This is a genomic window from Paenibacillus polygoni, assembly GCF_030263935.1.
GTDB classification, from domain to species: Bacteria; Bacillota; Bacilli; order Paenibacillales; family Paenibacillaceae; genus Paenibacillus; species Paenibacillus polygoni.
The window spans coordinates 1,362,283-1,375,325 of record NZ_CP127162.1 but is presented as its reverse complement, the minus strand read 5'-3'; the positions used below and the strand labels follow the sequence as shown (position 1 = coordinate 1,375,325).

Annotated in this window: 12 protein-coding genes; 1 reads left to right on the top strand and 11 read right to left on the bottom strand. The window is 42.6% G+C overall.

Annotation, left to right across the window (positions count from 1 at the left end; all coding sequences use genetic code 11):
- Positions 1-32 precede the first annotated feature (32 nt).
- From QPK24_RS06690 to QPK24_RS06640, 11 genes are all read right to left on the bottom strand, one after another.
- Positions 33-698 carry a hypothetical protein gene (locus QPK24_RS06690; RefSeq protein ID WP_285747250.1) on the bottom strand — a complete coding sequence of 222 codons (666 nt, stop codon included), beginning with the start codon at positions 696-698 and terminating at the stop codon, positions 33-35.
- Positions 699-767: 69 nt separating this feature from the next.
- Complete coding sequence (locus tag QPK24_RS06685) at positions 768-1,910, bottom strand: glycerate kinase family protein (protein WP_285747248.1); 1,143 nt, start codon at positions 1,908-1,910, stop codon at positions 768-770.
- A 229-nt stretch (positions 1,911-2,139) separates the two neighbouring features.
- A complete protein-coding gene (gene mmsB, locus QPK24_RS06680) occupies positions 2,140-3,303 on the bottom strand; it encodes a multiple monosaccharide ABC transporter permease (protein ID WP_285747246.1) in 1,164 nt (387 codons plus the stop codon).
- A 1-nt stretch (position 3,304) separates the two neighbouring features.
- On the bottom strand, positions 3,305-4,852 hold the full coding sequence (gene mmsA, locus QPK24_RS06675) for a multiple monosaccharide ABC transporter ATP-binding protein (protein WP_285747244.1): 1,548 nt from the start codon (positions 4,850-4,852) through the stop codon (positions 3,305-3,307).
- A 46-nt stretch (positions 4,853-4,898) separates the two neighbouring features.
- Positions 4,899-5,981, bottom strand: coding sequence for a multiple monosaccharide ABC transporter substrate-binding protein (chvE, locus tag QPK24_RS06670; protein ID WP_285747242.1), 1,083 nt, complete (start codon positions 5,979-5,981; stop codon positions 4,899-4,901).
- A 250-nt stretch (positions 5,982-6,231) separates the two neighbouring features.
- Positions 6,232-7,446 (bottom strand): response regulator transcription factor, encoded by a 1,215-nt coding sequence (locus QPK24_RS06665; RefSeq protein ID WP_285747241.1) that lies wholly within the window; start codon positions 7,444-7,446, stop codon positions 6,232-6,234.
- The gene (locus QPK24_RS06660; RefSeq protein WP_285747239.1) at positions 7,443-9,305 is read right to left on the bottom strand and encodes a cache domain-containing sensor histidine kinase; all 1,863 of its coding nucleotides are present in this window, start codon (positions 9,303-9,305) and stop codon (positions 7,443-7,445) included. Before QPK24_RS06660 ends, QPK24_RS06665 begins: the two co-directional genes overlap by 4 nt.
- Positions 9,295-10,308 (bottom strand): substrate-binding domain-containing protein, encoded by a 1,014-nt coding sequence (locus QPK24_RS06655; protein WP_285747237.1) that lies wholly within the window; start codon positions 10,306-10,308, stop codon positions 9,295-9,297. Before QPK24_RS06655 ends, QPK24_RS06660 begins: the two co-directional genes overlap by 11 nt.
- A 247-nt stretch (positions 10,309-10,555) precedes the next feature.
- Positions 10,556-10,882, bottom strand: coding sequence for a KGG domain-containing protein (locus QPK24_RS06650; protein WP_285747235.1), 327 nt, complete (start codon positions 10,880-10,882; stop codon positions 10,556-10,558).
- A 189-nt stretch (positions 10,883-11,071) separates the two neighbouring features.
- Positions 11,072-11,320, bottom strand: coding sequence for a spore coat protein (locus QPK24_RS06645; RefSeq protein ID WP_285747233.1), 249 nt, complete (start codon positions 11,318-11,320; stop codon positions 11,072-11,074).
- Between the two features lie 276 nt (positions 11,321-11,596).
- On the bottom strand, positions 11,597-12,136 hold the full coding sequence (locus tag QPK24_RS06640; RefSeq protein ID WP_285747231.1) for a hypothetical protein: 540 nt from the start codon (positions 12,134-12,136) through the stop codon (positions 11,597-11,599).
- 243 nt (positions 12,137-12,379) lie between these two features.
- Between QPK24_RS06640 and QPK24_RS06635 the strand changes: the two genes are divergently transcribed.
- Positions 12,380-13,039, top strand: coding sequence for a pentapeptide repeat-containing protein (locus QPK24_RS06635; protein ID WP_285747228.1), 660 nt, complete (start codon positions 12,380-12,382; stop codon positions 13,037-13,039).
- The last annotated feature ends 4 nt before the right edge of the window (positions 13,040-13,043 follow it).

Sequence of the window (13,043 nt, the reverse complement as noted above, 5' to 3'; positions counted from 1 at the left end):
CTATCTGTTAATTCCAATGTCACTATTAAACCCTATACTTTTCCTACGCCTGACAACACTATTACTGTCGGATAACCAATAACTTTGCCCTCATGGGTTTGATAATTAAGTCCCTTGATTCCCTCTTCCATCTCCTCTGCTGTCTGCTCGTTTACATAATTAAATTTATCTTGCTCTACTTTAGTAATAAGCCATTTTTCGTTGTATTTCTCCAATGTATACTTCTTAGTAGTTGCGGAGAACGGTTGATCTTTCAACTCTTTATTTTCAATCGTGTATATATTAACTTGATTAGACTGTTCCCCTTCATACACATCCGATATGCGCACCGTTGCACTAAGTTTTTCCATACCAATTCCATGAATTAAATTAAGCATATGTTCTTTATGTTTGTCGTACTCCTCTTGAGGCATATTCACCAAATCATCTCGGGTGTATGTAGCACTATCATATCCAAATATAATCTCACTACGGATAGATGCCCAGTATTCTTCACTTACAATTTCATTTATAGCGTTATGATATTGTTTATAGGATTTGTTAAAGTAAATAAGATCAAATTCACTCTCTTCCACTGTCTTCACATGTTCCACGATCTGCTGTTTCTCCGAACTTCTCATCAAAGAATTAGAGGTACACGCCACTAAAATGGTAGCAGACAATAGAAGCAATCCAAACAAAAAACTTATAGATTTCATTCAAATCCCCTTTTCGTTTTATCCGGCAAAGCACGGTTCTACTATCCTTTGTTTTCTCTGCTCTTCCATTTAGATTTTCAAGCTAAGCAGCCTACCAATATTTTCACTTGTACGCTCGACATTACGAGGACCATCGGCAAGCAGTTTTTCAATCTCTTGAGCACCAGGAACAATACCAAAAATCGCATTGATCCCTTCTTCATAGAGAACCTCCACGCCTTCTCCAATATAACCAGCAAGTGCAATAACAGGGATTCCTTTTTCTTTTGCAACTTTGGCCACGCCGTAAGGTGTCTTACCGAATTTGGTCTGAAAGTCCATTCCGCCCTCTCCTGTGAAGCAGTAATCAGCCCCAGCAAGTTTCTCGCGCAGCCCCGTGTATTGAATAATAATATCAATGCCTCTTTGAAGTGTGGATTTTGTGAAAATGAGTAATCCTGCACCCAGCCCGCCTGCTGCACCCGCGCCAGGAACATTACGGATATCTTTGTTCAGCACAGTCTTCACTACCTCCGCATAATGAGCTAGATTGTTATCTAACTGAAGGACCATTTCAGGGGTAGCCCCTTTTTGTGGACCAAAAACATGCGACGCACCATTCTCACCGCACAGTGGATTGGTTACATCACAGGCAACGACAATTTCCACCTCCTGAAGTCTGGGATCAAGTTCTGCCACATCAATCGTATGTAGCCGACCAAGATTACCGCCTCCGCGAGAAAGAGTTTTTCCTTTCTGATCAAGGAATTTAGCTCCGAGCGCTTCCGCCATACCTGTTCCGCCGTCATTGGTTGCACTGCCGCCGATACCCATTATAATTTTCTTTATACCTTGATCTAGACATTCACGGATTAGTTCTCCTGTTCCATAGGTGGTCGTAATCATGGGATTTTTCGTATCTTTCGTTACATAGTGGATCCCGCTTGCTGAAGCCATTTCAATGGCAGCGGTTGTGCCGTCTCCCATAATTCCGAATTTTGCAGTTACTTGGTTTCCTAGAGGACCTGTCACTTCTTTTTCGAACATTCTTCCGCCTGTGGCATCTACCAGAGATTGGACTGTCCCTTCGCCTCCATCTGCCATAGGTACATGCAGATAATTCGCTTCTGGAAAGGATTTTCGCAGTCCCTTTTCTATAGCAATACATACTTCTTTAGCTGTCATACTTTCTTTAAATGAATCCGGTGCAAGCACAAATGTTTGTTTTGCCAACTAAATCACCTCAACCTGTATTATAGGAAGATCCATGCATGAGCGTTGGTGCAGTTCCCATATTAAGGATTGCTTCTTCATCAGAGACCATAACTCCTCTATTCGTTCACATTGAAGCTGCACAATAAGAAAAATGGATTGCTCAATAAAAAAACCGATAAGTAATAGGTGAAAACCTATCACTTACCGGTCACTTTATATAAGAAAGGACATCTCCTACCCGATCATTCTAAGCTGCTCTTTTATTCTTATTGTAGATATCAAAAGCTACCGCTAACAAGAGAACAAGTCCCTTAATCCCTTGCTGCCAGTCTATACCAAGGCCAATCAATGACATCCCGTTGTTCAGTACACCCATAACGAGACCGCCAATAATTGCACCATACACCGTTCCGATCCCGCCGGAAGCAGATGCTCCGCCAATAAAGGCAGCTGCGATGGCATCAAGCTCAAAGTTTGTTCCCGCTCTTGGAATAGCTGCGTTTAATCTTGCCGTAAAGATTAAGCCAGAGATAGCTGCAAGAACGCCCATATTAACGAATACCCAGAAGGTTACTTTTTTTGTTTTTACCCCAGAGAGACCTGCGGCTTTCTCGTTTCCTCCAATCGCATAGATATGACGTCCCATAACAGTCCTGTTCATGATAAAAGAGTATCCAACAATTAGCACTGCTAGCAAGATCAGAATGTTTGGTATACCTGCATAACTAGCAAGCGCAAAAGAGAATATGTTAATGACGGCAGCAATCACAACTAATTTAGCAATAAATAGAGAACTTGAAATCGTCTCGAACTGATACTTCTGCTGATTTCTGCGATTTTTCACTTCACTCATCACGTATAGAATCGTTACCACAATTCCGGCGAGCAGCGCTACCAAGTTTGTCTCCATATTACCGAAGTCTGGAATAAATCCGGCACTGATCTTTTGAAATCCTTCAGGCAAAGGAGAAATGGATTGACCTTCGAGGACAATCATCGTCATTCCCCGGAACAGTAACATCCCTGCTAAGGTCACAATAAAGGCCGGAATTCTAACATAAGCAATCCAAAACCCCTGCCATGCCCCTATAAGCGCACCCAGTAATAAAGAGAGAATGACAGCAATGACAGGATGAAGGTTCATGTCCACCATCATGATTGCAGCACATGCTCCAACAAGAGCCGCGACTGACCCGACTGATAAATCAATGTGTCCGGTAATGATGACCAGCACCATTCCGATCGCTAGTACAAGAATATAACTATTTTGCAATATAAGATTGGTAATGTTGATCGGTTCGAATAACAATCCTCCGCTGAGCAGTCCAAACAAGATCATGATCAAAATTAGTGCAATAATCATGCCATACTGGCGAATGTTATTTTTAAACAGCTTTATTAATGTCCCCATCTTAAGCCCCTCCTGTTCCCTTGCTCGGTGTCTTGGTCATATATTTCATCAAAACTTCCTGATTCGCTTCACTCCGGTTCACTTCCCCGGTAATTCTTCCCGCGTTCATTACATAAATCCGATCACAGATACCGAGGATCTCAGGCAGCTCTGAGGAAATGACAACGACAGCTTTCCCTTCGCTGGCAAGTTCTTGAATGATCGTATAGATCTCAAATTTAGCACCTACATCAATTCCGCGTGTCGGTTCATCTAGAATCAGAATGTCAGGCTCGGAATAAATCCATTTGCTAAGTACAACCTTCTGCTGATTTCCACCGCTCAAATTCTGAACTTCCTGCTGGATGCTGGAAGTTTTGATTTTCAGCCGTTTACGCATCGTTTCAGCTACTACAATCTCTTCATTCTCGTTTATAATTGATGCTTTTTGCAGCTTAGGAAGACCAGTCAGCGAAATATTGCGTTTAATATCCTGTATCAGTACCAATCCATAATCTTTGCGATCTTCTGTGACATAGGCAAATCCATTATCAATGGCTTGACCAATGCTGTTATTTTGAATGACTGCGCCTTCCTTACGAAGCTCACCCGATATCTTCCGTCCGTAAGCTTTACCAAAAATGCTCATTGCCAGTTCAGTCCGCCCTGCGCCCATAAGTCCTGCAATTCCAACAATTTCGCCGCGGCGGACATTGAGGTTTACGTTATCCAGCACTTTGCGATCCGCATGGTGCTCGTGATACACCGTCCAGTCTTTGACCTCAAGCAGCATTTCTCCTATATTCGGCTTGCGCTCCGGATAACGATCTGTCAAATCACGACCGACCATCCCCCTGATAATTCGATCTTCTGACATATCCTTAGCTCTCATATCTAAGGTTTCTATTGTTTTGCCATCCCGAAGAATGGTAACTGAATCGGATACCTCGGATACTTCGTTCAGCTTATGAGAGATTAAGATACAAGCAATCCCTTGTTTCTTAAATTCGAGCATTAGCCTGAGTAAATTTTGACTGTCGGTTTCGTTCAGCGCTGCGGTCGGCTCATCAAGAATGAGTAATTTCACTTTTTTAGAAAGCGCCTTTGCAATCTCGACTAACTGTTGTTTGCCGACGCCAATGTTCGTAATCAGCGTGTTAGGATTCTCACTGAGCCCCACTTTTTTTAATAGGTCCCGGGTTTTCATAATCGTTTCATGCCAATTGATAATCCCTTTATTTACTCTTTCATTGCCTAAAAATATATTTTCCGCAATAGAGAGATCGGGAATGAGCGCCAGCTCTTGATGAATGATAACGATTCCTTTTTCTTCGCTGTCCTTGATGGTCTTGAACTCACATACATCGTCTTCAAACAGGATATCACCCTCATAGGTTCCATGTGGATAAACCCCGCTGAGCACTTTCATAAGCGTTGATTTCCCTGCTCCGTTCTCCCCGCATAAAGAATGAATCTCACCCGGCTTGACTTTTAAATTCACATTCTCCAGTGCCTTTACTCCTGGAAAAGTCTTCGTGATCCCACGCATTTCAAGAATATATTCAGCCATGATTTCACCTTCCCGCGTATAAATTCTCCTGCCCTTGTATAGGCTTCTATTTCAATCCAACTTCTTCTTTTGTGTAATATCCAGAACCTATAATCTCTTCTTCCACATTGGCAGCATCAATGGATACCGGCTCTAAAAGATAAGAAGGTACGATGCCTTTTCCGTTATCATAACTTTCTGTATCGTTTACTTCTGCCTCTGTACCATTTAGAACACTTTCAGCCATGCTGACTGTCCGCTCTGCTAATTTGCGTGTATCTTTGAAAATGGTCTGTGTTTGCTCCCCGTTAACGATCGATTTAATAGAGGACAACTCCGCATCCTGGCCCGTAATAATGGGTAAAGGTTTTGTTTTACTTCCGTACCCTACACCTCTCAGAGAAGAAATAATACCGAGGCTTATTCCGTCATAGGGGGACAAGACAGCATCAATTTCTTCACCGGAGTAATGGGCACTAATCAGGTTATCCATCCGCTTTTGGGCTTCGGCTCCGTCCCATCTCAGCGTGGCGATCTGACTCATCGTTGTCTGCTTGCTTCGAACAACTAGTTTCCCGGAATCGATATATGGCTGCAGAACCGACATAGCCCCATCAAAGAAGAAATAAGCATTGTTATCATCCGGAGATCCCCCGAACAGCTCAATGTTAAACGGCCCTTTTCCTTCTTTCAGCCCCAGCTTTTGCTCGATGTAGGAAGCTTGAAGGACACCAACCTGAAAATTGTCAAAGGTCGCATAGTAGGACAAATACTCCGTATTTCGAATCAAACGGTCATAAGCGATGACTTGGATCCCCTCGTCATGTGCCTTTTTAATGACATCGGTCAAAGTATTACCGTCAACCGAAGCGATAACAATGACGTCTACCCCTTTGGTGATCATATTTTCAATCTGTGCGATCTGGTTCTCAACGACGTCTTCGGCATACTGCATATCCGTCTTGAATCCTTTCTCCTCAAACAATTTCACCATATTCTGCCCATCTGCTACCCATCTCGCTGAAGACTTAGTAGGCATTGATATACCAACATAGCCTTTACTGTCGCTTCCTTCCGTTTCCGCAAGGTTGCACCCGCTTAAAGAGATGACGAGCACGAAAAGAAGCAGAATTGATAATCCTTTCTTCATCGGTCCCACCCTTTCGCTTGTACGATTTATATAGAAAATAAAAGGATATCAGGCGTTAAGTTAGCGCTTACATATCCAGTAATTCCTTGTTCGTCTATTATCATAGCACTCCAGTAAATTGACCGTCTTTGCACATTTACAACCTTTTTTATAAAAATCAAACCTTTCACCACATAAAAAAGAACGCCTAATGGCGCCCTTTTGAGTACATTACATGTCTATGAAAGCACAGCTGAGGCTCGAGGCTCCTTCATTCATTTTGAAAAGCCTCCCCTTTCCGGTATTTATTTGGTGAGATCCCGATCACTTTTTTAAAAGCGGTACTAAAGTAATGCTGACTCTCATAACCAATCTGTTCAGCAATCTCATGAATGCTAAGCTCGGTACCGTTGAGAAGCTGAATGGCTTTGCGGATGCGAATCCCTGTCAGTAAAGAAATAAAAGAGTCCCCTACTTCTTTTTTTAGCATTCGGCTCAAATATACGGGTGATACGGACAGTTCGCTTGCAGCGAGCTCCAGGGTTAGTGCTGGGTCGTGGAAATGTTCTTGAAGATAATGTCTAGCTCTGCGAACCAGCGGGGAGACGGATGCTTCCTGATAGATGTTATCCTTGATCCGCTGGTAAGCTTGTGAAATGTCGATTAATGGACCTTCCGCATTTTCATAAGCAGTATGGACGGTAATCCCCAAGCTTCCTTTTGCCGCATCCTCTATCTTCATCAGAAGCTCAGGTGTAATCTGAATCCACGTAATGCCCACAATCAGGTCATCTGTATATTTAAAGATCAGTGCACTGTCACTTCCGAGCAGTTCTTCGGTTATATTTTTTACCGCATACATATAAAGCTTTCGATCTCTCTCTGTTAACAAGACCTTCGTTGTAGGCATCTCCGGCCAGCGAATAACGAGAAGGCTGACAGGATGCGCAGGAGGGAGGGCCAGCAGATGTAACTGACTGATAATTTCTCCTTCGCTGAGTCTTCCTTGAATCCATTCCTGACCTAATTGTTCACGCAGGATCTCCCTTTTCTTCTTCACATGCTCACTCGCTGCTTCCTGTTCTAGACGCTGCTTCTGCTTCTCATCAAGTGACAATTTGATGCGGCGAAGTACTTTTTCCAGTGTGGCCGGATCTACTGGTTTCAAAATATACTCATCTACGCCAAGCCCAATCGCTTTCTGGGCATAACCAAATTCATCGTATCCTGTAATGATTACACATCTTGAATCCAAATTATTCTCACGGAGGGACTGGATCAATGTAATGCCGTCCATAATGGGCATATTCATGTCAACGAGTATAATATCGGGTACCTGCTGTTCCGTCATTTCAAGTGCTTCTGCTCCGTCTTCGGCAAGCCCCATCACTTCCATCCCCAGGGATCGCCAGTCTATGGACTCGAAGATACCTTCACGGATGATGGGCTCGTCATCTGCAATCAGAACCTGATAAGGGTGCTTCATCTCTCTTCTTCCTCCATCACATGATCTAACATAACTTGCGGTTTCGTTACTATGGGATGTAATATCGTTGCTGTCGTTCCTTCTCCTTGCGTGCTGTCTAATGTAATGCCATAGGATGGTCCGAATGTGAGCTGGATTCTAGCCTGTATATTAAGTAATCCATAGCTCCGGCCTGGCAGTTGCTCCTCATTGTGAGTCTCTATAGTAGCCAAAGGATCATCCAGTTGCTTTCGTAACTGCCGCAGCCGGTCTGCATCCATTCCCGCTCCGTTATCCGATACCGTAATGATCAATACTTCTTCTTGTTTCCTGACTTTAATTAAAATGGTACCTGCACCGCGTCTAGCCTTGATTCCATGGTATATCGCATTCTCTACTAAAGGCTGCAGCATCAGCTTAACAACGTAACAATCAAGCAGATCGTCCTTGATATCTATATGACACTCAACCCGGTCCCTGTAACGTGTTTTTTGAATTTGCAGATAGCTGGAGATGTGTTCTATCTCTTGGGATAAGGGAATCATATGACTTCCTTTACTAAGTCCAATCCGGAACAACTTAGATAAAGACTGGATCATGACCGATACATCATCCGCTCCCTGCTTATGCGCCATCCAGTGAATTGTATCCAGCGTGTTATACAAAAAATGCGGTTTAATATGCGCCGTGAGACTCCGCAGTTCTGCCTCCTGCTTTTGTTTCTCCTTTTGCCGATTGATTGTCATCAGCTTTTTAATCTCTTGGAGCATACGGTTAAAGCTGGTACCCAGCTGTCCTACCTCATCTCCCCTATCGCCTAAATAGCGCAGGGTCATGTCTCCTTTTTCCGCTTTGCGCATCAAAGACATCAGATGATGGATAGGCCTTGAGATCGACTGAGACAGCACATAAGCTGCCATTAAGCCGAACATGCAGACTATAAATAAGTAGCAGACAACATAGAAATGAATTTCCCGGACGGCAAGTGCCGAATCACCTGTATCGAATACCCCGATTGTTCGCCATCCTGTATAGGATGAGGTCTGATATTGAAATTGAAAGTTTTCATTACCTATTTGCTTGTTAAATGTTCCCGATGAATTATCGTCAAACCAGGCAGCATCAAAATGCCTAAGAACGGAATTCTCAGGTGCATAGATCTTGTCGCCTTCCTTGTCCAGAATCATCAGATATCCATTCTTGCCTAAGGTAATATCTCGAACAATCCCCGATAGGGAACGCAGCTTCAGATCAATTAATATGACTCCCTTGATGTCCTGTGTCTCCGAATCAACAAAGGACCTAGCCACAGAGATAACTTCCTCTGGCGTATAATTGACATGGGTCGTTACACTTCGATTACCAGGATGTCCGATAACCGTAAATATCCCCTTCTGCTCTGCTGCTTGTTTGAACCACTCTTCTTTTGTCAGATCTGCATCACTGTATGCATACATCTCATTGCTCAGATAAGCTCCCCCCGAACTTACGACCATGATTCCTGCTATTTCTGGGTACAATGTTGTGAATCCCTGAAAGAAGGCACTCATATTTTCGGTTAACTGACGAGGATCTCTCACAGTACCGGTTTCATGGATAAACGCTTGGACATCCTCATCGAATTCAGCGAGATAGGTAATGGTTTGCAGATTATCAATTGCCTTATCCAGGGATTGATTCACTTTTCCAATCAATTGGAGCGTGTTGTCTTCTACCTGCCTTTCTACAATTCGATCAACGGTAAAGTTTACGACCACGCCAAGCCCAAGAGCAGGGACAATACCAATCAATAAAAATAGAATTGAGAGCTGATATCTTAGAGGCAATTGGCTAAAGCGCAGCTGCTTCCATGAAGGCATCTCCTTCTTCTTACTTCGCATAATACTGCTCCACATTTTGCTGATTCACGACATTAATCCCCGTATCCACTAGTACCGGAAGCGGCGATACTACATCGGTAGCAGAAGGTGCCGGCGTCGTCAGCTCATGATGCAGATGGAATAAGTATAGCAAAGACCAATACCCCATATTCCAGGTTCCTTGCGCAATGCTTGCAGATATCGTCCCGTCCTGAATCATATCGAGCGTTCCTTTATTGGTGTCAAAACTTATAATTTGAACTCTACTTTTCCCTGCTTCTATCCTCGCTTTAACCACTTCTCCAACGCCGACACCCCCAGTTGCTTCCGTAATAAAAATCCCCGCAAGATGAGGATGTTTCTCCAGCAGCTTCTCTGTTTGTCTTCTTGAAACTTCGATACGTCCTTTGCCATCCACCGTATCAACCACCTCAATATCCGGATAAGACTCTTTCATCGTCTCCGTAAACCCTTTGGTCCGTTCAATATGATTCTGTTGCCCAGGCAAGGTAATAACCGCAACTTCCCCTTGCCCGCCAATGAGCTCAGACATCTGTTTGGCAGCGGTCGCTCCCGCATTGTAATTGTTCGTGGCCAAAAAGGAGTATGCCTTGCTGTTTGGGACACCTGCATCGAATAACACAACGGGAATTCCTTCATCCACCGCACGATTAATGACGGCTGTAAGGGCATGGGAATTCATAGCCGAGAGTGCAATACCTGCTGGTTTTTTGGCAATTGCCTGCTCCAGCACCGTAATCTGTTCATGAATATCGTAATTGGTTGCTCCTCGGTATTCGATAGATACATTCATGGCATCCGCAGCATCCTCAAAGCCTTTAAGTACGCTCTTCCAATATTCAAGCCCCGATTGAAAGGTGATCATGACATATTTCTCCGAGATCTCGCCTCTTAATCCCATACCTGCTGGATCTCCCTGTCTGTTATCCTCTGACATGTATTGAAAGACATAAATTAGAAAGGCGAATAGTAAAAGTCCGTATACAAAGAGCATCTTTTTCATTGTGATTTATGCCTCCCCCTCACATCCAACCTTATTTTACCACCACCTCTGATTAAACGCTTTCATAATTTATATTGAGAACATTATCTTCTAAATCTTCTGACAGACGAATAAGACAGACGAATAAGAGGATGACCTCCGATGGTGATCAGAAGTCATCCTCTTACTAGTTAAACAATATTTATTATCCATCACAAGTAATCTGGTTCATTAAACTTAAACAGATCATGTTTTTGAAAATTCATTATTATGAGCGAGAACTTGCTTGTCCACCCTTACGGCCGGCTTCTTCCCGGCTCATTTTACCATCATTATTAGAGTTGCTGCGAGCTTCTCCGCCCTTTTCACCAATCTCTTGGTAGAACTCTTTACCATGATTTTTGGAGGTAGCTTCTCCACCTTTTTCGCCAATCTCCTGGTAGAACTCTTTATCATGATTTTTGGAGGTAGCTTCTCCACCCTTTTCGCCAATCTCTTGGTAGAATTCCTTATCATGATTTTTTGCTGTTGCTTCTCCACCCATACGTCCTGCTTCCTCGCGGCTCATCTTATCATTGCGATTATTATTAGCCATTTGAAATCACTCCTTATGTTGGATTAGTTTACAGAAAGTAATCTTACCTCCTGCATGTCTATTAATTAACCGTCTTATAAATTATTAAACGATGATACTCTACTATTTTTAAAGAATTGTCTATAAAATAGTCAAAGGAGGTAACTCTCTATTGAGAGCACCTCCCTTATTTTAGATATTTATATATTCCTACAAAGACACCGCTGTCTGGGCATTTTTAACATCATTTTGCAGTAATTTTGGAAGATCATAGGAAGGATACAGGCCTCTTTCGAGCATATAATTAAATACCTTAGCATGAAGATCGATTCCTGCATTCAAATGTTTTTTCAGCATCTCACGAACCTGTGGGGTTGCTGTCTCAGTTATTGCAATTGCATAGTTACGAACACTTGTTTTAAGTACTCCAAGCAGTTGTCCGAGCTGAAATGCTGTCATTAAATCTGCTCCTGAACTACGGGGATAAGTTGGCGCCAAGGGAATAAAACCCAAAAGGTCTTTTAAGTTGCAGTGTTATGAGGTCAGCATATGCCTAGAGCCGGAAAAGGTTCAAAGTATTTATTTTTAACTATCCTCCGTACATAAACAGAGTTATAAAAAACAATAAAAAAACCGGCTTAAGATATTAAAATCTTAAAGACCGGGTCCTCCATACCGTCCATTTTGCCATACATTTGCAAAATGGATCTATTTATTTTATACAAGTAAAACCACTCACACGCCTGCTTCCCGCATACGTTCCAGAATACCCACAATTCGCAGCCCCGAAATATCCTCCACCCTAATCCCATACTTCTCCTGAATTTTGGCGATTTTCCGCTGGGCTTTTTCTTTTGTATCGCAGAAATCATACAGCGTCGTATCATCTGATATAAACATGCCGTAATAATCCAATCCAAATATCTCTTTGAATAGAATAATGCCTTCTGGCTCTAAATAGTTAATCTGCTCCACTGAAGTAAACACCACTCCTGATTTACTTCCTGGTCTAGGCAGATCATTTCCTTTTGCCTGATAATCTATAAAATTCTCTTGCAAAGCCTTAAATGCTTCTTGCTTCGTATGTCCTTTTCCGCTCATCCAGTACCAGTTAATAATCCGTGCTTCCCAGGGAAACTGCTCTTCTCCCGTGTCTTGGCCAGATATCTGTCTATATTCGGTAGGATAGTCGTGAATGGACCAGCTTTTCTTAAAATAGGACGATACTAACTTGGACGCCGTCTTCCACGAACTCATCAGAAATTGTTGTCTCATTGCACAAGCACTCCCTATCTATAAATATAAACGTAGCTATCATCACACGGTTTATCGTGTCCCGTCATTACTCGCTATTATGCTCCGTTACCCTTATTATAACAAGACAAACCATGTTTACGAACATTTAACCCATCAAAAGATATCTCGTTTTTGTTACAATACGTGAAGGCACACTTCTCTATAGCTATAAACTCAGATTTATTTACATAAAACATTAAAACGCAGGAGGAATATTTTACCATGCCAAATACAGAGAAATCTCCACTCAAAATCATCCGCCCCAAACTGCCTCATCAGCTAAATACACTAGATCTCTCCAGTGCAATGATAGACGACCGAACAGAATGGATACAGTCGGTATGCGAAGAACAAGAAATTTCCTATGTTACGGCTGAAAAAGTTCTGTTTGATCAGATGCAATTTAGCCATGTTACATTTAGCCAGGTATCCTTTCCAAGTGCCGAACTAACGGATGTTGTATTCACTCACTGCGACTTATCTAATGTGGATTTTAATGAGGCTGTTCTTCACCGGGTACGATTCGAACATTGCAAAATTATCGGGATGGACCTCACAGCTGCCACTCTTCGGAACATCGTATTTCAAGATTGCGCAGGTGATTATGCTACGTTCCGGTTCAGTAACATGAAACAGGTGTCTTTTGAAAACTGTTCTATGCTGAAGTCAGACTTCTATCATTCGGAATTCACAAAGGTTGAGTTTGAGCGTTGTATGTTAAACGAGTCACAGTTCTCTGGAGCAAGCCTTAAGGGAATTGATCTCAGTAACAATGAATTTTTCAACCTGGGTGTTACGCTTGAAGATCTTCAAGGTTGTATTATTTCTCCAGCACAGGCTATTCTATTCACTAAGATTTTTGGACTTGTTATTAAAGAATGAGCTT